Consider the following 21,043-nt stretch of genomic DNA (forward strand, 5'->3'; position numbering starts at 1 on the left):
GGGACGACTAGGCGAGCGGGCGTTGCGGGTCGAGGCGGCCGGCGGTGCTGTCCAGCAAGGGCTCTGGCAGACCCAACAGGCGGTCGGCCACCAATTCCGCGGCCAGGGGTGCGTACAACAGCCCGCGCGAGCCGTGGGCCACATTGAGCCAGACGCGGCGGCCGGGGTCGCGAAGACTCGCACCGGCCAGAGGCAAGCGATCACGTACCACGGCACGGTTACCCGCCCAGCGTTCCAGCGTCACGACCTGGGCGGGGTCACCCAGACCGGGAACCCAGCTCAGGTGCTCGAGGTTGAGCTGGTCGTCCTGGCGGCGAGGCGTGGTGTCGGGTGCGGCTTCCACTGCATCCGGCATCTGTGTCCGCCGATACGTAGCGCCAATCCAGGCCTCGCCCGGGCCTAGCGGGATGCAGTACCCCTGGCCCGTCGTGACCTGGCCACCCCAGTCTGGGAGCGGGGCACGGATCCGGGTCATTTGCCCCGACACGGTCGATACCTGTTCCAGTTCGGGGCACAGGGCGTGTAATCCGGGAGCCGCTGTCGCGACCACTACGTGATCCCATGGGAGAGAATCGGCGCTGGACCCGGCCGGTTGGCCTTCCAGTATCAGGCCCTCGTCGGTGAGGCGCAGGCCGGCGATCCGGCGGGTCTCCACAGGCGGGAGCGACTGCGCGAGGGCCGTACAAAGCCGGGCGAGATTGAGGCCGCAGCCCCCGGGATAGTACAGACGTGGCTCCGGACCCGAATCCGGTCCGCCCTCGAGGTCGAACAAAGCCCCGGTGTACTCCCGCCCAGCGCGCAGCAGGCGCTGCACCCGTTTGCGGCCGTGGGCGCTGACACCATGAAAGGAGACCCCTTCCGCCAGCACGGGGTCAATGCCGGTTTGCGCGGTAATCTCGCCGAGCAGGCCCCGGGTCGAGCGCATGCCGGCCAGGGCCAGATGATTCAACTCCGTGTCCCTGGGGTGGGGGTTCGGCAACAGGACCGCGGCCGGGTTTCCGGATGCGCCGCCCCCGGCGCCGGCAGGGTCGAACAGTCGAACCTCGCAGCCTCTGTTATGCAATGCAAATGCAGAGGCCAGCCCGGCAACGCCGGCACCGATGATCGCAACCCGGGGCCGCTTGAGGGCGTCGGGTACAGGTCCGCGATAGCTGCCTTCCAGGCGTTCACGCTTCTGGCCATGTCCCGGGGCACGTTGGACTTCAAATCCCACTGCCTCCAGATCCCGGCGTACCTGTCCGGCGGCGGTATAGGTGCCAAAGGTGGCGCCGGGGCGCGAAAGGCGCGCGATCTGGCGAAAGACCGCCGTGTTCCACAGGCCCGGGTTCGAGCGTGGCGCGAAACCGTCCAGGAACCAGGCATCGATACCGCCGCGGATCTGCGCCAGCAGGGGAGCGGCATCGCCCAGGCCGAGCGTCAGGATTGCGCGGGCTCCGGGAAACACAATCCGGTGCAGGCCACTGATCGGTGGGGGGTACTGCGCACGGAGGGCCCGGCTATCGGCGTCGTCCAGGTCCAGGTGCCGATGGACCTCCCGCAGATCGTCGAGTGACAATGGATGGGCTTCCAGACTCAGTATCGACAGGAAGGCCCCGGGCGGCGCGTGTTGCCGCCACTGTTGCAGCGTCAGCAGGACGTTGAGGCCTGTACCAAAACCAGTTTCCCCGATGGCGACCGTTCCGCCGGCGGCAAATCGACGCGGGAGGTCGTTGGCCTTGATGAAGACCTCGAAGGCCTCGGCCCCGGGGTCGTCCGAGCCGAAATAGGCGTCCTGGTATTCGGGTGCGTACGGTCGCCCGTCGCGCCAGACGAGGCGCGCCTGCGCCAGTGGTTCACATGGAATAGCGGGAGAATGTGCGGGGGTCACAATCGAAGCGCGCCCCACCTGTAAAGGGGTGGGGCGCCGACCTTTGGCAAAAGCAATGCGTTACTGGCTCAGCAACTCGTCGTAGGGTGTGAACGCGACCTGCGTGTTGCGCACGCCGTTGTCGAGTTGCGCCAGGAGGGTCTGGCTCAAACTCTTGAACTTCTCCAGTTCCTCGCCCGCGAGCGACTCGCTTTCGGGGAGCTCCACACGCATCGGGTCGCGCGGCTGGTTGTTCACGTGGACCTCGTAGTGCAGGTGTGGCCCGGTCGAGCGGCCGGTGTTGCCGGACAGCGCGATACGGTCCCCGCGTTCCACGGTGTCTCCGACGCTGACCAGTTGCCGGTGCAGGTGGAGGTACCGGGTAGAGTAGCCCTGCCCGTGCTCGATCACGATAAAGCGGCCTGCGTAGGGATGGTTCTCCACACGGGTGACGCGGCCGTCAGCTGGCGCGTTCACCGGGGTGCCGATCGGCATGGCGAAATCCGTCCCGGAATGCGGTGCCACACGGCCCGTGACCGGATGCCGCCGACGCGGATCAAAACCGGAACTGATGCGGTAATTGCCCGAGAACGGACGACGATCAAATGGTGGCAAAAGGCTTTCGCCGTCCGGCGTGTAGAAGCGGCCATTGGAGTTGCGGGCCGCGCGTACCGTGATGCGCTGTCCCTCGTAGTCGAAGGCAAGCAGGCGGAGATTGTGCGGGGTGTCGTCACCGACCAGGGTTTCCATCTCCAGCAGCAGAGTGAACTCGTCGCCGGTACGGGCGTGTGTGCGGACCGGGAGGTAGCGGTCCAGCAGCACGGCGATGGCGCCGGCCGCGCGGGGCGAGAGGTCGGTGCGTTGTGCTAGCGCGGCGGACACATTGCCCTCAATCTCGGCACTGATCACCATGTGGCTGACTTCGCGCCCGTTCTCGACCTCACCGCGCTGGAAATCCCAGCCATCTTCCTCGCGGACCCATTCGTAGCCGCTTGCGCGGTCGGTCCAGAGACGCAGGTGGGTCAGGTAGCCGTCTTCGTCCACCTGCCACTCGATCTCCTGCCCCGGCCGTATGCGGTTGAGGATCGATGCGTTCTCGTCATCGTCCAGGAGTCGGTAGAGGGTTGCCAGCGGCAGGTCCCAGTCGCGTTGCCACAGGCTGGTCAGGCGCTCGCCGCTCTCGAGCTTGTGGTTGTTCCAGTCCGAGCGGTCCTCTTCGGCCACGCGGTCCTCGCCTTCGTCGAGGTCGAAGGTTTCGTATGAAGTGGGGTAGTCGGTCTCGTCGTCGAACCCGGAATCATTAATCAGGTCGGTTGCGTAGGCGACCTTGGTGGCTTCGGCGTCGAAGTGCGAACCGGCAGATCCGGCCGCTCCCGGTCCATGCGGCTGGGAGAGTTGCTCGGCCTGGCCGTTCTGGCTATCGGGGGAAACGGTGGGGACCATCGGCGACATCTTGCCGTTGGCCCCGGCTTGCAACGCCGCGATATCGAGCGGTTGCGAGGTTTCTGCGGGCTGAGAAGCGAGAAGAAGACTGGCGCTGATTGCAACAGCGACCCCGGCTGCGCCGAGAAGAAAGACGGGTGGGATCTTTCGTTTGACGCCCATATGGCCTCTGCCCGGAAAAGTTTCCGCTTTATACCACGTTTTTTCCGGTAATAAACCCCCTCTTGCCCACGTTGCGCGGTGTCGCAGGCAGGGTGGCGTTCTCGTGATGCATCAGGACCGGATCCCGATGCCCTTGTTCAACAGTATCAGGGCCGCCGTGTACAGGGCCGCGATGAAGGCCACAATTACGGCAAACGAGACCATGATCGGGAAGTCGCTGGACCCGAGGCTGCCGTAGCGGAAGCCGTCCACCATGTAGAGGATCGGGTTGAGCATCGATACGCCCTGCCAGAACTCCGGGAGCAGGCTGACGGAATAGAACACCCCGCCGAGATAGGTCAGGGGCGTGAGCACGAAGGTGGGCACGATCGCGATGTCGTCAAAGGTACGCGCGAACACGCCGTTGATCAGCCCGGCCAGTGCGAACAGGATCGAGGTGAGCAGGACCACGATCAGCATGACGCCTGCGTTGTGGATGCTGAGCGGGCTGAAGAACAGGGAAACGAGCAGGACGGCCACGCCGACGCTGAGCCCGCGGGCGACACCCCCGAATACAAAGCCCAGGATGATCACGCTGTTGGGGATCGGCGAGACCAGCATCTCCTCGATGTGGCGCTGGAACTTGGAGCCAAAAAAGGACGAGACGACGTTCGAGTAGCTGTTGGTGATTACCGCGAGCATGATCAGCCCGGGGACGATGAAGTCCATGTAGCGAAAGCCGTCCATGTCTCCGATGCGTTCGCCGATCAGCCCCCCGAAGATGATGAAATACAGGGCGGTGGTAATCACCGGCGGCAGGATGGTCTGCACCCAGATACGCGCGAAGCGCAGCACCTCCTTGGCCACAATGGTGCGAAAGGCGACCCAGTAGTCATGCAGGTGGCGCTCGCTCATTGCGGGTTCTCCGGCTGTTCGGCGGCGCCCGTGGCCCCCTGCGTCAGGTGGCTGGGGGCGGCGTCGCTGCGGGTCATGCGGAGAAACAGCTCTTCCAGCCGGTTCGACTTGTTGCGCATGCTCTGAACCCGCAGCCCGGCATGGTCCAGGACACGGAAGAGGTCGTTCAGGTGCTGCCCGCGCTTGATGTCGGCCTCCATGGTCAGTTCGTCGATTTGCCGCAACGGGATCTCGGAGTCGTGGGGCAGCTGCCGGACCGGCTCGCTCAGGTCCAGAACCATGGTCTCGGTCTCGAGCTTCGCGAGGAGCTGCTTCATCGTGGTGTTTTCGACGATCTGGCCGTCATCGATGATCGCGATGTTGCGGCAGAGGGACTCCGCCTCTTCCAGATAGTGCGTGGTCAGGATGATGCTGCGGCCATCGGTATTGATGCGACGGAGAAAATCCCACATCGAGCGACGCAGCTCGATGTCCACTCCGGCCGTGGGTTCGTCCAGGATCAGCAGTTTCGGTTCGTGCACCAGGGCGCGGGCGATCATCAGGCGCCGTTTCATCCCGCCGGACAGGGTGCGTGCCATGTCCTTGCGCTTCTCCCACAGCCCCAGCTCGCGCAGGTAGTGCTCGGTGCGGCGCCAGGCCTCGTGGCGCGGGATGCCGTAGTAGCCCGCCTGGTTCACCACGATCTCGCCGATCGGCTCGAAGTTGTTGAAGTTGAACTCCTGCGGGACCAGGCCGATCGAGCGCTTCACGGACTGTTGATCGCGGTCGAGGTCGTGTCCGAACACGCGCACCTCACCGGCCGTCTTGTTGATCAGCGAGGTGATGATGCCGATGGTGGTCGACTTGCCCGCCCCATTGGGCCCGAGCAGGGCGAAGAAACTCCCGGGCGCCACCTCCAGGTCGATGCCCTTGAGGGCCTCGAATCCGTTCTTGTAGGTCTTGCGCAGGCCGCGAATTTCCAGCGCTGGTGTCATGCTCACATCCTGTGACGGTGGGTGTACCGGCCGGGGCGGCCGACGGGCGTTATTATGGCCATTTTGACCGAACCGGGAGGAAAGCCGCGTGGATTCTGCCTTTGTTGAAGCCGCCGACGATGCCATCGATCTGGTACCCGTCACCACCGACACCCTGGAGTCCCGTCTCGAGGCGGCCCCGCCAACGTGGCGTGCCTGGGCCGAGGCGGGGCGCTTCGAGGGCAAGGACGGGCAGGTCCTGCGTGTTCCCGGGGATCAGGGACAGCTTGCCGCGGTCCTGGTGGGATTCGATGCCGAGACACCCCTGTGGATGCTAGCCGCGGCGGCCGAGATCCTGGCGACGGGCCACTATCGCCTGGTCACGGAGGGTCTCGACCCGACCACTCAGGAGCAGGCCGCGATCGGCTGGGGTCTGGGGTGCTACCGCTTCGACCGCTATCGGGCGGCCGAGGATCGGCCGGCGCCCAGGCTGGTCTGGCCCGAGGCGGTCGATCGCAAGCGAGTGATGGCCTATATCGATTCCATCGCCATGACCCGGGACCTGATCAACACCCCGGCCGCCGACATGATGCCAGCGAACCTCGCCCTGACGGCGCGCGAGCTTGCCGAGGCCTTTGGCTGCAGCCTGCACGTGGTCAGCGACAGCGACGCGCTGGAGAAGTCGTTCCCCTGCGTGTACGCGGTGGGCGAGGCGAGTGCGCACGGCCCGCGGGTGATCGAACTCACCTGGGGCCCCGCGGGTGCCCCGTCCGTCGTGCTGGTGGGCAAGGGCGTCTGTTTCGATTCCGGAGGCCTGAACCTGAAACCGGGCAACTCCATGCGCCAGATGAAAAAGGACATGGGCGGGGCTGCGATCGTGCTGGGGCTCGCGCGCCTGATCATGGCGACGGAACTGCCGGTTCGGCTGACAGTACTGATCGGCGCGGTCGAGAACGCGGTGGGTTCGCGTGCGTTCCGCCCCGGGGACGTGCTGACCGCGCGCAATGGCAAGACGATCGAGGTGGACAACACCGACGCGGAAGGAAGGCTGGTGCTCGCGGACCTGCTGGACCGGGCGGGCAGCTTCCACCCGGACCTGCTGGTCGACTTTGCGACCCTGACCGGCGCGGCCCGCGTCGCGATGGGGACGGAGATCAGCGCTGTCTTTGCCAGCGATGAAAACTGGGCGAACGCGCTGGAAGCCCCGGCCAGAGCCTGGGACGACCCGGTCTGCCCGCTACCGCTGCATGCTCCGTATCGCTACATGCTGGACAGCGATGTCGCCGACATCGTCAACAGCTCGACCGGTGGCTACGCCGGCGCGATCACCGCAGGGCTGTTCCTGAAGGAGTTCGTGCCGGAAGACGTGCCGTGGCTGCACTTCGACATCATGGCGTTCAACGTGCGCGCCCGGCCGGGCCGCCCCAAGGGGGGCGAGGCGATGGGGCTGCGCGCGCTGCACGGGGCACTCGAAGAGCGCTACGCCAGCCAGAAAGCGTAAGCGGGGATTCAGCGGGCGAGGCGTTCGATCGGGAAGGCGGCGGTATCAGTGATCGCCTGGGCCAGCCCCTCGGCGTAGTGGTCGATCAGGGCCTGACCCAACTCGGGCGTGGCGCGGTCCGCGGCGCCTACGACGCCCTCTGGATTGAGGTCATCCGCCATCCAGGCGAACGCAGTCTCGCCGGTGGGACCCAGGCGTCCGGTCGTGCCCTCGAGATCCTCGCCCAGCGAACGGGCGTCCGGCGCGCGGTCCATCTGGACGAGTGTCGGTGCCAGCACACGCATCATTGCGGTCTCGCTCAGACCACCGTGCAGGCCATGTCGGCACTCGCGTTCGGGGATGTCGATGGTGTCCGGCAGTGGCTGCAGGAAGTAGTGGTGCTTGGTGACCAGCAGTCCATGGTCCCGGCGCAGATCCAGTGCGGCGAGCTCCATGATCGCGGTGTTGCCCCCGTGGCTGTTGGCCAGCACCAGGCGGCGAAAGCCGGCGTGGGCGACGCCCGCGCCGATCTCGCGCAACACCGCGAGCGCCGTCTCCGGTGTGAGGCTCAGCGTCCCTGCGAAATGGGTGTGTTCGGCGCTGGTGGCGATCGCCAGCGGCGGCAGCACCAGCGGCTCGAGATCGCTCGGGAGTATCGTCGCCGCCGCGTCCAGCAGGCCCAGGCCGATGCGCAGGTCCGTTTCCAGCGGCAGGTGGGGGCCATGCTGCTCGATCGCGGCCATGGGCAGCACCACGACCGCGTCGCGACGGGCATGGTCGGCAATGGCCTCGGTGGTCAGGTCCTGCCAGCGGATCAGGGTGCGGGTGTCCATTCAGGCAGCGTTGTCCGCGAGCGCGGTCCGGGTCAAGCCCCGCGCAGCCGGGCGTAGATGTCGCCGGAACCTACACGCTCCACATGCTGTTCCAGCCAGGCGCGGATGGCATCCGCGCTCTGCCAGGTGTCGAACCGGAAGCGGCGCTGTTCACCCACGATCAGGTTGTACTCGTAGGCACCCAGGGCGGTCAGTTGCGCCAGGCACTCCTCGGTGACCTCGTCGGCGCCGGCGACGAACTCGAAGGACAACGCCGGGACGGGTTGGCTGAGTCCGCGCAGGACCTCGGCCTCCAGACCCTCGACATCGATCTTGCAGAAGGCCGGCAGGCCGTGATCGGCGATGAGCTGGTCCAGGGTGACCATGGGAACCGCGATCTGGTCGTCCCAGGTCACCTTGCGGAAGCTGCGATTGCGTTTCGCGATCTCGCTTGTGAAACGTCGCGAGACCGAGGAGACGGTCGGGGTGCTGCGACTGACCTCGAGCTGCGCGGTACCATTCTCGGGCCCCACGGCCTCGCGGCGAACGCGCACGCCGGGGAGCCTGGAGGTCGCCTTGCGCAGCAGCCGCAGGATATGGGGCTGCGGCTCGAGCGCGATCACGTGCGCCCCGAGTGCGGCGAAGGCGCGGGTGCGATCTCCGATATGGGCGCCGATGTCGAACACGAGGTCACCGGGCCGCACGAACGCGGCGTAGAGGCGGCGCAGGCCGGCCTGGCGCCCGGGTCGCCAGTAGATCGCCATCGAGCGCAGGGTGCCCAGCCATGCCTGCAGGTGCTGGGGGAGCCGGTTGCGCGCGTCGGTGTCCTCGGGCGTGTCCATGTCGGCAGGCTACCGGACGCGGAACGTGCCGGCCATCGGGGGGTCCGAGAGTAGGTCTATCACCGGGGATGGTGCCTCAAACAGGAGAATTGCATGCAAGGCAGAGTAATCCGACGGCATGGCATGGGCGTGATGCTGGCCGCGATGCTGGCCGCGCCGCTGGTGCCCGGTGTGGCCAGCGCGGCGTGTCCGGCCCCGGGGCAATGGGCCACGCCGGCCGGCGAGGAGCTGGATCGCGCGGAGCTGTTCGCCGAGTTGGCGCAGGCGGATGCGGTGCTCCTGGGCGAGCGCCACGATCGCATGGATCACCATCGCTGGCAGCTGGGAACACTGGCTGCCCTGCACGGGCAGCGCCCGGACATGGTCATCGGCCTCGAGATGCTGCCGCGCTCCGTGCAACCGGTGCTGGATCAGTGGGTGGCCGGCGAACTGGACGCGGATGCATTTCTGCGCGACAGCGACTGGTATACCCACTGGGGCTTCGACCCGGAGCTGTACTGGCCGATTCTCCATTTTGCCCGTGTACATGATGTCCCGCTGGTGGCGCTGAACGCCGAACGTGCACTGGTTCAGCGGCTCGGACAGGAAGGCTGGGACGCGGTCCCGGAGGATGAGCGCTACGGCGTCAGCCAGCCGGCCGATCCGCCCGAGGCCTACCGCGAGTATCTGGTGGAGGTGATGGAACGCCATCCGGCGGGCATGGAGCGAGACTCCGACCGGTTCATCGGGTCGCAGCTGGCGTGGGACCGCATGATGGCCGCCGGCATCGCCGAGGTCCTGGAGGCTTCGGACGAGCCGCCGCTGGTGGTCGGGATCATCGGTTCCGGCCACCTGCAATATGGCCATGGCGTGCCGCATCAGCTGGCCGATCTGGGCTATGAACAGGCCCCGGTCCTGCTGCCCCGCGAGTACCGGGAGGACTGTTCCGCGGCCGATCCGGGCCTGGCCCGGGCGGTATTCGGCATCACGGATGGAGATCGCTTTGACCGCGCTTCACCGATGCTCGGCGTGCAGCTGCGCGGCGACGAGGACGGCGGAGTGACCATCCAGGGTGTGCAGTCGGGCTCCGTGGGTGAGGCCGCGGGCCTGGAGGGGGGCGACCGAGTCCTTCGTGCCGGCGACCAGCCAGTGGAGCGCCCGTCGGATCTGCAACGGATCGTCCAGCGCGTGACACCGGGCACCTGGCTGCCGCTGGAGATCGAGCGCAACGGCGAGGCCGAAGAGCGCGTAGCCCGATTCCCGTACGCCGATTAAACGAGGGGGCAATATGCGCGCGGCATGGTGGATCTCGATGGGCCTTATGGCGTTGCTGGGCTTCCCGGTCGCTTCGGCGGCCGGTAACGATTACGCCGAACCCGATTCCGACTTCCCGCTCGGCCTGAGCGTGCACCTGCACCCGGGCGAATCGACCTTCGACGGGCGTCTGGCGCTGGATCTGGAGCTCCTGGACCGGGACCCGCCGAGCCGATTGCGCCTCGATCCCGCCATGGGAGTGGATGCCGTGACCCTGGATGGTGACTCCATCGAACACGAGCTGACCGAGTCGGGCTGGCTGGAACTGGGGAGCGCGCTGTCCGATCGCGATGCCGGGCTCCTGGTGATCGCGTATGGCGCTCGGTTGTCGCGGCCTGATCAGGCGCGTCCCGGCTCGGGATTCCTGGGCGAGGAAGCCGGGTTTCTGCCAGCGGGGGCGGGCTGGTATCCCGCGCTGGAGGACGAGCCCGTGCCCATGCGGATTCAACTGACGGTGGACGGTGGCCAGAAGGCCGTGGTCTCCGGCTCGCTGATCGATGACACGCGCGAGGGCGAGCGCTATCAGGCCCGTTACCAACACCCCGCTGCGCGCCACCTGGCGCTCGCCTCCGGCATTTGGGAGTTGGGCGTGATCGAGGGCGACGGGTGGCAGGTGCGTACCCTGTTCCCGCAGTCGCTGCATGAGGCCTTTGGCGAGACCTACCGCGAGAAGACCGTCGAGTACATCGAGCGTTTCGAATCGGAGATCGGACCGTATCCGTACAGCAGCCTGACCGTGGCGGCCTCGCCGCAGCCGGTGGGGCTGGCGTTCTCCGGTTTTACGCTCTTGGGCGAACAAGTCATCCCGCTCCCGTTCATTCCGCATACCTCGCTGGGGCACGAGGTCCTGCACATGTGGTGGGGCACGGGGGTCTATGTCGATCGCTCGGGCGGCAACTGGTCGGAGGGGCTGACCACCTACATGGCGGACTACCAGTTCAAGCGTGAGGCGGGTGAGGGGCGCGAGGAGCGAGCCCAGTGGCTGCGCGACTACGCGGCACTCCCGGCGGACGAGGATCGCGCCCATGGGGAGTACCAGGGCGGCAACCAGGGCGCGTTGCGCATCGCCGGCTATCACCGGGGCGCGATGATCTGGCGGATGCTGGAGGACTGGATCGGGCGCGAGGCGTTTCTCGAAGGTGCTCGCACGCTCTACAACGACTGGAAGGGGCGTGAGGCGGACTGGGATGCGCTGATCGCGGCCTTCGATTCCGCCACCGACGAGGATCTGGAACCGTTCTTCCGCCAGTGGGTTGATCGGCGCGGTGCGTCGGCACTTGAACTGGCCGATCTTGCCGTCGAACAGGAGACGAATGGGTGGACGCTGTCGGGTACGTTGCGTCAGTCCGGCGATGACGAACCGTGGGATCTGCGTGTACCCCTCGTGGTCGAGACCAAACAGGGGGCGGAGACGTTCTGGATTGCGCTGGCCGACCGTGAAAAGGCGTTCGAGGTGGATCTGGATGCCGCGCCGCTGCGCGTCGCCGCCGATCCGGACTGGCGGCTGTTTCGCCATCTGGCCGAAGACGAATCCCCGGCGATCCTGCGCCGCGCCGCACTAGACCCGGACACACAGGTGATCGCATTGGGCTCGGCGCGGCCGGTCGAGGTGGCGCCCTGGCTGGGGCGCGCACCCGAGCAAACTCAGAACGTGGAGGGTACCCGCATCGTGCTTGGTGATCCGGACTCGGTGCGCGACTGGCTGCGCGCCCGCGACTGGCCGGAGTCGCCGGTGGCGATCGACAGTGATCTGCCCGAGCCCCCGGACGCTGCCGCCTGGGCCGTGCCCGGCGAGGATGTGATCGTGATTTCGGGCTCGGATGCGCAGCAACGCCGTGCGCTGGCGGGCGAGCTGCGCCACCGCGCGCATTACAGCTATGTCCTGCTGGAAGGCGAAGAGCGCCGCACGGGGCACTGGGCCACGCCGGGGATCTGGAAGGAGCTGCAATGAAGGAAGCGTTCGAGCTGGATGCGCGCCTGCATGCCGATACCTGGTTTGTCGCGGACTGGCCCCTGTCGACGCTGCTGATGATGGATCATGCGGCAATTCCGTGGTTCATCCTGGTCCCGCGCCGCGCAGGTTTACGCGAGTTGCATGACCTTGGGTCCGACGATGCGGCAATGCTGGCACGGGAGTCTTTGGTCCTGGCGCGGGCGATGCAGGCGGCCTTCGAGCCGCAGACGCTGAATGTGGCAAAGCTGGGCAATATCGTCGGGCAGCTGCACCTGCACCATGTCGCCCGTCAGCCGGGCGATCCGGCCTGGCCGGGCCCGGTCTGGGGCGTCCCCGCCGAGCGGGGCCTGGAAAAGAACGAGGCCGAGGACCGCATGCAGCGGGTCCTCGGCCTCGTGGAACGACTGGGCTAGGCCGGCTTAGAAGCGGTAGCCGACGTTCATCCCGAAGGTCCACGGGTCGATCTCGACCGTCCCGATACGCTGGCCGTCGAGACGCGCGGTGCTCTCGATGTCGATCCAGCGCACCTCGGTGTTCAGGAACCAGTTGTCATCCAGCGCGATGTCGATCCCGGCTTGCAGAGCGACACCCCAGGAGTCGTCGAGCCGCAGGCGGCTGTCGGACAGTGCACCGCGGGTGGTCGTGTCAAAGAAGTGGGTGTAGTTCACGCCCGCCCCCAGGTACGGGCGGAACGCCGAGCCGGTGTTGAAGTGGTACTGCAGGCTCAGGGTCGGCGGCAGGTGTCGGGTGTAGCCGACGTTGCCCAGACCTTCCAACGCGATGTCGTGCTTGAACGGGATCCCGACCAGCAGCTCCAGACCCAGGTTGTCAGTGAGCATGTAGGTCGCAGTGCCGGTCGGGCGCGTGCTGGAACCGACGTCCACGCTCAGGTCATCTCCCGTCAGTTCGCCGTTGTCGGACTTCGGCGAGATGTAGGTCAGGCCGCCGCGCAGCAGCCAGTCGCCGGCGGAGACATCCGCGCTGGCGGCGGCCGCTTGGGCCGGGATGAGGGCCGCCGGGGCCAGCAGGCCGGCCAGGGCTAGGGCACGAAAGGTCAGGGTACGGCGCATGTTCGGTTCCTCCGACAATGTGATGGTTCAGAGGTACTATTGCCCGCCTGGTATTAGCACTTGTTGATGCAGATCACGAGCGACAATAGTTTTCAGAACGGCAGCCGCTGGCCCTCGAAGTCGTAGAAGTTCCCGGAGTCCGATGCCTCCAGACGATCCAGCACCTTCAGGAGTTCGCCGGTGGCGTATTCCGGCGCGAGCACTTCCGGGGCGCGGGCCCGATAGGGCTCCGACAGGCGGGTCGCACAGGTCCCCGGCTGCAGGGCGATCACCGCGGCTTGGCGATGGCTGAAGCGCAGCTCCAGCGCCGTCGTGCGGACAATCTGGTTGAGAGCGGCCTTGGAAGCGCGGTAGCTCACCCATCCACCCAGCTGGTTGTCCTCGATGGAGCCGACTCGGGCCGATAGGGTCGCCAGGATGCCCTTGCGCTGACGCGGCAACAAAGGTGCCAGGTGTTTGAACAGCAGGGCCGGGCCGATGGCATTGATGGCAAACGAGCGCGCCATGATCGCCGGATCGAGATCGCGCAGACGCTTCTCCGGGCCGTGGCCGTCGATGGTCAGGATGCCGGTGGCGTCCAGGATTAGATCCCATTCGGGCGCTTGTTTGCGTAGCCAGCCAGCGGCGTGTTCGATGCTGGTTTCGTCGAGGAGATCGACGGGCGGTTCGCTGTGGCGGCCAAGTGCCACTACGCACCCGCAGTTCGGGTCGTTTTCAAGATGCTCAACAAACGCGGCGCCGAGCCCGCCCGTGGCACCGACGACCACGGCGCGATAGGGTATCTGCAGGGATTCCATACTGCCTGCGACCACGGCGCGGGGAATTGATTCCGGGGCCATGCCTCGGCAAGGGAGCGCATGAACTTTCTCCACACGCTGGGCCATGCGGCGCGCAATCTTGCGCCCATCGTGATCGTGGTTGCGGTGTTCCAGGCGCTGGTGCTGCGTACGGTGCCGGATGGCCTGCTGTCCATGGTGATCGGGCTGGCCATCGTGGTCTTTGGCGTGGCACTGTTCCTGCAGGGCCTGGAGATGGGGATCTTCCCCATCGGCAAGAACCTGTCCAACGCGCTGGCCCGGCGCGGTTCGCTGCTCCTGCTGATGGCGTTCGGCTTTACCCTCGGCTTCGCTACCGTGATCGCGGAACCGGCCCTGATCGCTGTGGCGGAGCAGGCGGAGCTGATCAGCGAGGGACGGATCGAGGGCTTGGTCCTGCGCCTGATTGTCGCGTTGTCCGTGGGTGCCGTGGTGGCGCTGGGCATCCTGCGCACGGTCATGGGCCATCCGCTGCACTGGTACATTCTGAGCGGCTACGTGCTGGTGGTGCTGGTCACCTTCTTCGCCCCCGAGGAGATCGTCGGCCTGGCCTACGACTCGGGCGGGGTGACCACGAACATCGTGACCGTCCCGCTGGTCGCGGCGCTGGGCCTCGGCCTGGCGGCCTCGATCAGCGGGCGCAATCCACTGCGCGACGGCTTTGGCCTGGTGGCGCTTGCCGTGATGGTGCCAATGATCACGGTGCAGCTCTACGGAATCATTGTGTTCGCCGGCGCGGAGGTCGACGCCCCGGGCAATGGCGAGACCGCGGCCATGGATGCGGACACGGACCTTCCGGGTGCGGGCGAGGAACACTGGCTCTCCGCGATGGGGATGGACCTGCTACTGATGCTTCGCGATGTCGCACCGATCATCGCGGTGATTGTGGTGTTCCAGTACTTCGTGCTGCGCAAGCGCATCCCGTATCTGCCGCGGGTGATTTTCGGCTTCGTGCTGGTCGTGCTGGGCCTGTACGCCTTCGTGGTCGGGCTCAAGCTGGGCCTGTTCCCGATCGGCGAGAGCATGGCCGAGCAGTTGATCACCAACGAACTGTTCCTGTGGGTCTACCTGTTCGCGTTTTCCATCGGATTTGCGACCACGATGGCGGAGCCCGCGCTCATCGCGATTGGCCAGAAGGCCGAGGAGGCGGCGCGCGGTTCATTACGCGGCAATGTAATCCGCATCCTGGTGGCGCTGGGGGTCGCAATCGGTATCACCATTGGCGTGCACCGCATCCTGGTGGGCGACTCCATCCATCAATACATCATGGCTGGCTACCTGCTGGTGATCGTGCTGACGATCCTCGCCCCCAAGCAGATCGTGGCGCTCGCCTTCGACTTGGGCGGGGTGACGACCTCCGAGGTGACCGTACCCCTGGTCACGGCCCTCGGGATCGGGCTGGCCACGCATCTGGAAGACCGTAATGTCCTGATCGACGGCTTCGGCCTGATCGCCTTCGCGTCGATCTTCCCCATCGTCACCGTGATGGTCTACGCCATCCTGGTGGATATCTACGAGCGCTGGACCGGCAGGGGCCGCGCACAACAGGAGGATTCGCCATGAGATTTTCGGCACTGATCGCCGTGCTTCCGGATGACCTCGAGCAGCGGGCCATCGAGACGGCCAAGGCCGCGGGCGCCGGCGGCGTCACGATCATGGATGCCCGCGGTATCGGCGCGGAGGCCCGCAAGACGTTTCTGGGCATGACCTACGAGGGCAGCCAGTCGGTGCTGATGTGGGTGCTGGAAAAGAAGGTCGCGCTGAACGTGCTCAAGGTCATCAGTCAGGACCTGGAACTCGAAGGAGACCCGCGCGGCGTTGCATTCACCGTGGATATTGCCCACCTGGCCGGGATCGGGCGCAAGCAGATCGAGCAGTTCCAGGAACACGTAAAGGAAGAGATCTGAGGAGGACTCGAGCATGCTGGTAAGCGACATCCTGAAGCCCAATGTGATTACCGTGTCGCCGCTCGCGCCGCTGCGCGAGGCGATGCAGCTGATGCGGCGGCACAACGTGAAGTCCCTGGTGGTGGACAAGCAGCACGATCACGACGCCTACGGGATCATCACCTACACAACAATCCTGAAGACCATCGTGGCGGAGGAGGGCGATATCGACCTCTCCAACGTCTACGATGTCTGTGCGAAGCCGGTGATCACCGTGCCGGCCGAGATGGACGTGAAGTACGTGGCGCGGCTGATGGTCAATCAGGGCATCCGGCGCCTGGTCGTGCTGCGGGGCAATACCCTGGAAGGAATCGTTACCACCAGCGATATCGTGGGCTCGATTCTCGAAATGGCGGATATGGAATGAACCTCCCCGCCGCGGGACACTCGGACCGGTAGTGCCGGTCCCAGGCTGATCCATTTCAAAGGAGTCCCGTGGCCACTGTCGCGTACATCGAGGGGTTCGAGAAACTCCGGCTGCTGGATGCAGCCATCGACCAGTCGAGCCACTCTGTTCTGATCACGGACGCGGACCTGGACGACGGGCCACGCATCGTCTACGTGAATGCCGGCTTCGAACAGATGACCGGGTACGCGGCCGACGAGGTGCTGGGCAAGACCCCGCGCCTGCTGCAGGGGCCGCGGACATCACGGGTAATCCTCGACCGCCTGCGCGCCGCGCTGGATGCGGGCGAGATGTTTGACGGCGAGGCGATCAACTATCGCAAGGATGGCAGTACCTACGTGGTGCGCTGGCATATCTCGCCCGTGTATGCCGACGATGCGCCGGAACGGATTACGCATTACGTATCACTGCAGCAGGACGTGACCGCCGAACGGGAACGCGACGAGCAGTTAAGACTGCTGTCGACCGCGCTGGAAGTGTCGGGTGATCCGGTCCTGATCACCGATCCTGAAGGTACGATTACCTACGTTAATGCCGCCTTCGAGGAGCTCATGGGCTATTCGCGCCGCGATGTCCTGGGCGCGAATCCGCGACGCTTCAGATCGGGCAGTCACGACGATGCCTTTTATCGCGGGATGTGGGAGTCGCTGGAGCGCGGCGAGACCTTCCGGGGCGAGTTCGTGAATCGGCGTCGCGATGGATCTCTGATCCATCTGGAGCAGACGATCACCCCGGTACTCGATGACCACGGCGAGATTTCGCATTACGTCGCCCTGGGCAAGGACGTGACCGACCGGGTGCGCATGGAGGACGAGATCCGGCGTGTGGCGCATACCGACTGGCTGACCGGCGTCGCGAATCGCCTGAGCCTCGGGAACACGCTGGAGGCGGAGATCGAGCGCAGCCAGCGCTATGGTCGTCCGCTGAGCCTGATCATGTTCGATCTGGATCACTTCAAGGCGGTGAATGACCGTTACGGCCACGATGCCGGCGACGAAGTCCTTAAAGCGCTGGCGAAGACCGTGAGTGCGGAACTGCGCGACGCGGATACCCTCGGTCGTTGGGGCGGAGAAGAGTTCATCATCTTGGTGCCCGAGACCCGGCTGGTGGGTGCGACGGCCATGGCCGAAAAGCTGCGCCAGGCGGTCGCTGCGATGAGCGTGCCCGGGGTGCCGGGCGTCACCGCCAGCTTCGGGGTCGCCGAACGGGCCTCCGGTGACAGCGCCAAGCTCCTCGCGCGGCGGGCTGACGAGGCGATGTACCAGGCCAAGCGGGCAGGGCGCGATCGTGTGGTCGCGCTCTAGGTATCCGGTGACGGAGACACAAAAAAGGCCGGCGAACGCCGGCCTTTTCCTTGATGCGCTGAAGGCGCCGGTAACGGCTTACCCGCGGCGACGCAGCACCCAGATTTCCAGCAGGGCCCAGTCTTCGCCGGGGTAGTTTTCCTGCTCCAGCGGGGACATACGACGGTGACGGGTCGCAGTACTGCCGACAAAGTCCAGACGATTCAGCAACAAACGCTTGGTGGCGTCCGCTTTTTCTAGTGCGAAGGGGTTGAGAAAATTCACCAGCATGTAGCCTTCGCCCTTGCCCCGCGCGAAGGCGTCCACCAGGCTCTCGATGGCCGGGGGGTCCAGATAGACCAGCGATGCGGTGGAGATGACGATGTCTGCCTCTTCCATCGACTGCTCGATCGCGTTGCGCGTGTCGGCGTCGGCCTGGTTCAGGTCAGCCTCGAAGGTCTGGTCGAACAGACCCGAGCTCTTGCCGTAGGCGAGGGCGTTGCCGGAGATGTCGATGCCGGTCGTTTTGATGGGCAGACGGCGCGGGGCAGCAACCGTCTTGCAGGCCTGCTCGTCGGCCCAGTTGGCGCGGATTGCCTCGACATCCATGCCGTGCACGGCCGCCATGGTGGTGTTGCCAAAGCAGCAGCACAGATCGACGTAATTCAGGGTCTTGCCTGCGTCAGCCTGTTGCTGCGCCCAGGGGAGAATCAGCCGGTCGAAGGTTTGCCGGTTGAAGTCGTCGGAGATGTAATCGAGCGCGTCGATGATGCGCTCCTTGAACGGCACCGGGGTCTCGGCGACGTAGATATCGTCGAAATGCTGCTTCTTCTCCTCGGTCTTCACTTGCGGCTCACTCATCGGCTTCTCCTCGTTGGATAAACCCACCATGTTCAGGGGCATGAGCCGCAAGCGTCAAGTAAACCTACTGAGGTCGTTGTAACCTCCGTCGCATCATGCTGCGGCTCTGCTATGTATCATGAGGAGAAAGGAGTGCGCGCTGCCGGCGGTGCCGGGAGTCGGAGGGGGCCGGAAGGGAACTGCATGAAGATCGATTGCTTCAAGGCGTACGACGTACGCGGCCGCGTGCCGGATCAACTCAACCCCGAGGTGGTATACGCCATCGGACGCGCCTTTGCCGAAGAGGTCCGGCCCGGCCGTACGGTGGTCGGACACGATATCCGCCTCTCCAGCCCGACACTGGCCCAGGCCCTGATCGAAGGACTCACCGCCGGCGGTAGCGACGTGGCCGATATCGGTCTGTGCGGGACCGAAGAGGTCTACTTTGCGACTGCGCACTACGGGGCTGGTGGCGGGGTGATGGTTACCGCGAGCCACAACCCACTGGATTACAACGGGCTCAAGCTCGTGCGCGGCGAGGCGCGACCGATCAGCGGGGACTCCGGGCTGCAGGCGATCCAGGCATGCGCAGAGCGCGGCGACTTCCGCCCCATGCCACAAGGCCAGGTACATCCGCTGGACCATCGGCCGGACTATATCGCCCGGCTGCTCGCATCGGTCGACCGAGAGGCGCTGCCGAAGCTGCGCGTAGTCGTAAACCCGGGCAATGGCGGTGCGGGCCCGGTGCTGGAGGCACTGGAGCCTCATCTGCCGTTCGAGCTGATCCGCGTGAATTTCGAGCCGGACGGACATTTCCCCAATGGCATCCCCAACCCGCTGTTGCCGGAGAACCGTGCGGCCACGGCCGACGCCGTGCGCAAGCATGGCGCGGATCTGGGTGTGGCCTGGGATGGCGACTTCGATCGCTGCTTCCTGTTCGATGCAGCGGGGAATTTCATCGAGGGCTACTACATTGTGGGGCTGCTGGCTCAGGCCTGCCTGGAAGGCGGGCAACCCGGCGAGCGGATCGTCCACGACCCGCGGCTGACCTGGAACACCATCGAGATGGTGCGAGCGGCGGGTGGCGAGCCCGTCCAGTCCAAGACCGGGCACGCATTCATGAAGGAGCGCCTGCGCCACGAGGACGCCATCTACGGCGGCGAGATGAGCGCGCATCACTACTTCCGGGACTTTTACTACTGCGATAGCGGGATGCTGCCGTGGCTGCGGGTCGCCGAGTTGATGGGGCGCCGAGGTCAGTCGCTGGGCGAAATGGTGGCCGAGCGCATGGCGCGCTACCCCTGCAGCGGCGAGCTGAACTTCGAGGTCGCGGACGTCGAAGCCGCCACGGATCGCGTTCTCGCGGCCCTTGAGGGTCAGGGTGGCGAGGAAGATCGCACCGACGGCGTCAGCCTCGAGTTCCCGGACTGGCGCTTCAACCTGCGCAGCTCCAACACCGAACCGCTGTTGCGGCTGAACGTCGAGACCCGCGCTGATCCGGCCCTGCTGGAGCGTCGCGTGGAAGAGCTTTCCCGCCTGATACGGGGATAACAACGATGGCGCCTGCCGATACCCAGAACCAGCTGCAACCGGTGATCCTGGCCGGCGGTACCGGCACGCGGCTGTGGCCGGTGTCGCGCAGCCATTACCCGAAGCAGTTCCTGCCCCTGACCGGCGACCAGACGCTGCTGCAACAAACTGTCGCGCGCCTGGAGGGCCTGCATGCGGCGGCACCAATGGTGCTGGCCAACGTGGAGCACCGCTTCCTCGCCGCCGAGCAATTGCGCGCGATTGGTGTCGAACAGGCGCGCATCCTGCTGGAACCGGAGGGGCGCAACACGGCCCCGGCGATTGCCCTGGCGGCGCTGCAGGCCCGCGCGGAAGGCGACGACCCGTTGCTGCTGGTCCTGGCCGCGGATCACCACATCGGCGATGGCGATGCCTTCAAGGCTGCCGTGGGCCGCGCCGTGGCGCTGGCGGAGGCCGGCTATCTGGTCACCTTTGGGATCGTGCCGGTGACGCCGGAGACCGGTTATGGCTATATCCAGCAGGGCGAGTCGCTGGGCGAGGCCGGTGCGCGGGTCGCGCGTTTTGTCGAAAAGCCCGATGCTGCCACGGCGCGCGAGTACCTGAGCCAGGGGGGCTATCTCTGGAACAGCGGCATGTTCGTATTCCGTGCCTCGCAGTATATGCAGGAGCTGGAGCGCTTCGAGCCCGAGATCGTTACGGCCTGTCAGGCCGCGCTGGAGGGGGCGCGCGAGGACCTCGATTTCCTGCGCGTAGCCCCGGAGGCGTTTGCCCGGGCCCCGAACATCTCGGTGGACTACGCCGTGATGGAGCGCACCGACCGCGCGGCGGTCACGCCCCTGGCCGCGGGCTGGAGCGATATCGGCTCGTGGTCCGCGCTGGCTGGGGTGCGCGGCACTGACGCGCAGGGCAATACCCTGCGCGGCGATTGCCTGCTGGAGGACAGCGAGGGCTGCGTGGTCGATGCCGACGGCCTGCTGGTCGCGGGGATTGGCCTGCGCAACCTCGCGGTGGTCGCCACCCGCGATGCGGTGCTGGTGGCGGACCGCGACCGCGTGCAGGACGTCAAGCGCATCGTCGAGCGGCTGAAGTCGGACAACCGCAGCGAGCATGTGGACCACCCGGCGGTGTATCGCCCCTGGGGCTGCTACGAGTGTGTCGACGTCGGGCGGCGCTATCAGGTCAAGCGCATTACCGTAAAACCCGGGGCGAAGCTTTCGCTGCAGATGCATCACCATCGCGCGGAACACTGGGTGGTCGTCAGCGGCACCGCGCGGGTGCGCAACGGCGAGGAGACCTATCTGGTGACGGAGAACCAGTCCACCTATGTGCCGATCGGGCAGATCCATTCGCTGGAGAACCCGGGCGCGATCCCGCTGGAGCTGATCGAGATCCAGTCCGGCAGCTATCTGGGCGAGGACGACATCGTGCGGCTGGAGGACCTCTACGGCCGCGTCTGAATACCGCCCGAGCGGCT

Annotated in this window: 19 protein-coding genes; 10 read left to right on the forward strand and 9 right to left on the reverse strand. The window is 66.0% G+C overall.

Annotated features, from left to right (window positions below; genetic code table 11):
* Positions 1-7: 7 nt before the first annotated feature.
* The 4 genes from mnmD to F468_RS0112610 form a co-directional block, all read right to left on the reverse strand.
* The gene (mnmD, locus tag F468_RS0112595; protein WP_018995304.1) at positions 8-1,867 is read right to left on the reverse strand and encodes a tRNA (5-methylaminomethyl-2-thiouridine)(34)-methyltransferase MnmD; all 1,860 of its coding nucleotides are present in this window, start codon (positions 1,865-1,867) and stop codon (positions 8-10) included.
* Between the two features lie 60 nt (positions 1,868-1,927).
* Positions 1,928-3,298: a peptidoglycan DD-metalloendopeptidase family protein gene (locus F468_RS0112600; protein ID WP_018993152.1), complete on the reverse strand. Its 1,371-nt coding sequence runs from the start codon at positions 3,296-3,298 to the stop codon at positions 1,928-1,930.
* A 264-nt stretch (positions 3,299-3,562) separates the two neighbouring features.
* On the reverse strand, positions 3,563-4,345 hold the full coding sequence (locus F468_RS0112605) for an ABC transporter permease (protein WP_018995305.1): 783 nt from the start codon (positions 4,343-4,345) through the stop codon (positions 3,563-3,565).
* Complete coding sequence (locus tag F468_RS0112610) at positions 4,342-5,319, reverse strand: ABC transporter ATP-binding protein (protein ID WP_018995306.1); 978 nt, start codon at positions 5,317-5,319, stop codon at positions 4,342-4,344. Before F468_RS0112610 ends, F468_RS0112605 begins: the two co-directional genes overlap by 4 nt.
* Positions 5,320-5,407: 88 nt before the next feature.
* On the opposite strand from F468_RS0112610, the gene F468_RS0112615 reads away from it, so the two are divergent.
* Positions 5,408-6,799: a M17 family metallopeptidase gene (locus tag F468_RS0112615; RefSeq protein WP_018995307.1), complete on the forward strand. Its 1,392-nt coding sequence runs from the start codon at positions 5,408-5,410 to the stop codon at positions 6,797-6,799.
* A gap of 8 nt (positions 6,800-6,807) precedes the next feature.
* On the opposite strand, the gene F468_RS0112620 is transcribed toward F468_RS0112615, so the two are convergent.
* Together F468_RS0112620 and F468_RS0112625 are read right to left on the reverse strand one after the other, a co-directional pair.
* Positions 6,808-7,611 (reverse strand): creatininase family protein, encoded by an 804-nt coding sequence (locus tag F468_RS0112620; protein ID WP_018139697.1) that lies wholly within the window; start codon positions 7,609-7,611, stop codon positions 6,808-6,810.
* A gap of 32 nt (positions 7,612-7,643) precedes the next feature.
* A complete protein-coding gene (locus F468_RS0112625) occupies positions 7,644-8,432 on the reverse strand; it encodes an FkbM family methyltransferase (protein ID WP_018995308.1) in 789 nt (262 codons plus the stop codon).
* A 123-nt stretch (positions 8,433-8,555) separates the two neighbouring features.
* On the opposite strand from F468_RS0112625, the gene F468_RS0112630 reads away from it, so the two are divergent.
* Genes F468_RS0112630 through F468_RS0112640 form a run of 3 tightly spaced genes read left to right on the forward strand, consistent with a single transcriptional unit; the run spans position 8,556 to position 12,092 of the window.
* Positions 8,556-9,686 carry a ChaN family lipoprotein gene (locus tag F468_RS0112630; protein ID WP_018139699.1) on the forward strand — a complete coding sequence of 377 codons (1,131 nt, stop codon included), beginning with the start codon at positions 8,556-8,558 and terminating at the stop codon, positions 9,684-9,686.
* A 13-nt stretch (positions 9,687-9,699) separates the two neighbouring features.
* Positions 9,700-11,676: a M1 family metallopeptidase gene (locus F468_RS0112635; RefSeq protein ID WP_018995309.1), complete on the forward strand. Its 1,977-nt coding sequence runs from the start codon at positions 9,700-9,702 to the stop codon at positions 11,674-11,676.
* A complete protein-coding gene (locus F468_RS0112640; RefSeq protein WP_018995310.1) occupies positions 11,673-12,092 on the forward strand; it encodes an HIT domain-containing protein in 420 nt (139 codons plus the stop codon). Before F468_RS0112635 ends, F468_RS0112640 begins: the two co-directional genes overlap by 4 nt.
* Positions 12,093-12,098: 6 nt before the next feature.
* Here the strand turns inward: F468_RS0112640 and F468_RS0112645 are convergent, their stop codons facing one another.
* Together F468_RS0112645 and F468_RS0112650 are read right to left on the reverse strand one after the other, a co-directional pair.
* Positions 12,099-12,749 carry an OmpW family protein gene (locus F468_RS0112645; RefSeq protein ID WP_018139702.1) on the reverse strand — a complete coding sequence of 217 codons (651 nt, stop codon included), beginning with the start codon at positions 12,747-12,749 and terminating at the stop codon, positions 12,099-12,101.
* Positions 12,750-12,841: 92 nt separating this feature from the next.
* Entirely contained in the window at positions 12,842-13,546 is a 705-nt protein-coding gene (locus F468_RS0112650) for an SDR family NAD(P)-dependent oxidoreductase (RefSeq protein WP_018173907.1), read from the reverse strand.
* A gap of 60 nt (positions 13,547-13,606) precedes the next feature.
* On the opposite strand from F468_RS0112650, the gene F468_RS0112655 reads away from it, so the two are divergent.
* The 4 genes from F468_RS0112655 to F468_RS0112670 all read left to right on the forward strand — a co-directional run bounded on the left by F468_RS0112655 (position 13,607) and on the right by F468_RS0112670 (position 17,220).
* The gene (locus tag F468_RS0112655) at positions 13,607-15,127 is read left to right on the forward strand and encodes a DUF1538 domain-containing protein (protein ID WP_018139704.1); all 1,521 of its coding nucleotides are present in this window, start codon (positions 13,607-13,609) and stop codon (positions 15,125-15,127) included.
* Positions 15,124-15,471 (forward strand): hypothetical protein, encoded by a 348-nt coding sequence (locus F468_RS0112660; RefSeq protein WP_018173905.1) that lies wholly within the window; start codon positions 15,124-15,126, stop codon positions 15,469-15,471. The genes F468_RS0112655 and F468_RS0112660 overlap by 4 nt, the downstream gene beginning before the upstream one ends.
* Positions 15,472-15,484: 13 nt before the next feature.
* Complete coding sequence (locus F468_RS0112665; RefSeq protein WP_018995311.1) at positions 15,485-15,877, forward strand: CBS domain-containing protein; 393 nt, start codon at positions 15,485-15,487, stop codon at positions 15,875-15,877.
* Positions 15,878-15,945: 68 nt separating this feature from the next.
* Positions 15,946-17,220: a sensor domain-containing diguanylate cyclase gene (locus F468_RS0112670; RefSeq protein WP_018649555.1), complete on the forward strand. Its 1,275-nt coding sequence runs from the start codon at positions 15,946-15,948 to the stop codon at positions 17,218-17,220.
* A 78-nt stretch (positions 17,221-17,298) separates the two neighbouring features.
* On the opposite strand, the gene F468_RS0112675 is transcribed toward F468_RS0112670, so the two are convergent.
* On the reverse strand, positions 17,299-18,060 hold the full coding sequence (locus F468_RS0112675) for a class I SAM-dependent methyltransferase (protein WP_018994312.1): 762 nt from the start codon (positions 18,058-18,060) through the stop codon (positions 17,299-17,301).
* A 183-nt stretch (positions 18,061-18,243) separates the two neighbouring features.
* On the opposite strand from F468_RS0112675, the gene F468_RS0112680 reads away from it, so the two are divergent.
* Positions 18,244-19,590: a phosphomannomutase/phosphoglucomutase gene (locus F468_RS0112680; protein WP_018173902.1), complete on the forward strand. Its 1,347-nt coding sequence runs from the start codon at positions 18,244-18,246 to the stop codon at positions 19,588-19,590.
* Positions 19,591-19,595: 5 nt separating this feature from the next.
* Positions 19,596-21,026: a mannose-1-phosphate guanylyltransferase/mannose-6-phosphate isomerase gene (locus F468_RS0112685; RefSeq protein WP_018173901.1), complete on the forward strand. Its 1,431-nt coding sequence runs from the start codon at positions 19,596-19,598 to the stop codon at positions 21,024-21,026.
* Positions 21,027-21,043: the final 17 nt, after the last annotated feature.

Source organism: Thioalkalivibrio sp. ALJ2, from assembly GCF_000378325.1.
Classification (GTDB): Bacteria; Pseudomonadota; Gammaproteobacteria; order Ectothiorhodospirales; family Ectothiorhodospiraceae; genus Thioalkalivibrio.

Bases quoted from the DNA above. Each gene is read 5' to 3' on its own strand.
- F468_RS0112660 (WP_018173905.1), top strand. From the start codon at position 15,124: ATGAGATTTTCGGCACTGATCGCCGTGCTTCCGGATGACCTCGAGCAG.
- F468_RS0112625 (WP_018995308.1), bottom strand. From the start codon at position 8,432: ATGGACACGCCCGAGGACACCGACGCGCGCAACCGGCTCCCCCAGCAC.
- F468_RS0112620 (WP_018139697.1), bottom strand. From the start codon at position 7,611: ATGGACACCCGCACCCTGATCCGCTGGCAGGACCTGACCACCGAGGCC.
- F468_RS0112605 (WP_018995305.1), bottom strand. From the start codon at position 4,345: ATGAGCGAGCGCCACCTGCATGACTACTGGGTCGCCTTTCGCACCATT.
- F468_RS0112635 (WP_018995309.1), top strand. From the start codon at position 9,700: ATGCGCGCGGCATGGTGGATCTCGATGGGCCTTATGGCGTTGCTGGGC.
- F468_RS0112665 (WP_018995311.1), top strand. From the start codon at position 15,485: ATGCTGGTAAGCGACATCCTGAAGCCCAATGTGATTACCGTGTCGCCG.
- F468_RS0112640 (WP_018995310.1), top strand. From the start codon at position 11,673: ATGAAGGAAGCGTTCGAGCTGGATGCGCGCCTGCATGCCGATACCTGG.
- F468_RS0112600 (WP_018993152.1), bottom strand. From the start codon at position 3,298: ATGTCGCCGATGGTCCCCACCGTTTCCCCCGATAGCCAGAACGGCCAG.
- F468_RS0112655 (WP_018139704.1), top strand. From the start codon at position 13,607: ATGAACTTTCTCCACACGCTGGGCCATGCGGCGCGCAATCTTGCGCCC.
- F468_RS0112650 (WP_018173907.1), bottom strand. From the start codon at position 13,546: ATGGAATCCCTGCAGATACCCTATCGCGCCGTGGTCGTCGGTGCCACG.
- F468_RS0112630 (WP_018139699.1), top strand. From the start codon at position 8,556: ATGGGCGTGATGCTGGCCGCGATGCTGGCCGCGCCGCTGGTGCCCGGT.
- F468_RS0112680 (WP_018173902.1), top strand. From the start codon at position 18,244: ATGAAGATCGATTGCTTCAAGGCGTACGACGTACGCGGCCGCGTGCCG.
- F468_RS0112685 (WP_018173901.1), top strand. From the start codon at position 19,596: ATGGCGCCTGCCGATACCCAGAACCAGCTGCAACCGGTGATCCTGGCC.
- F468_RS0112610 (WP_018995306.1), bottom strand. From the start codon at position 5,319: ATGACACCAGCGCTGGAAATTCGCGGCCTGCGCAAGACCTACAAGAAC.
- F468_RS0112645 (WP_018139702.1), bottom strand. From the start codon at position 12,749: ATGCGCCGTACCCTGACCTTTCGTGCCCTAGCCCTGGCCGGCCTGCTG.
- F468_RS0112675 (WP_018994312.1), bottom strand. From the start codon at position 18,060: ATGAGTGAGCCGCAAGTGAAGACCGAGGAGAAGAAGCAGCATTTCGAC.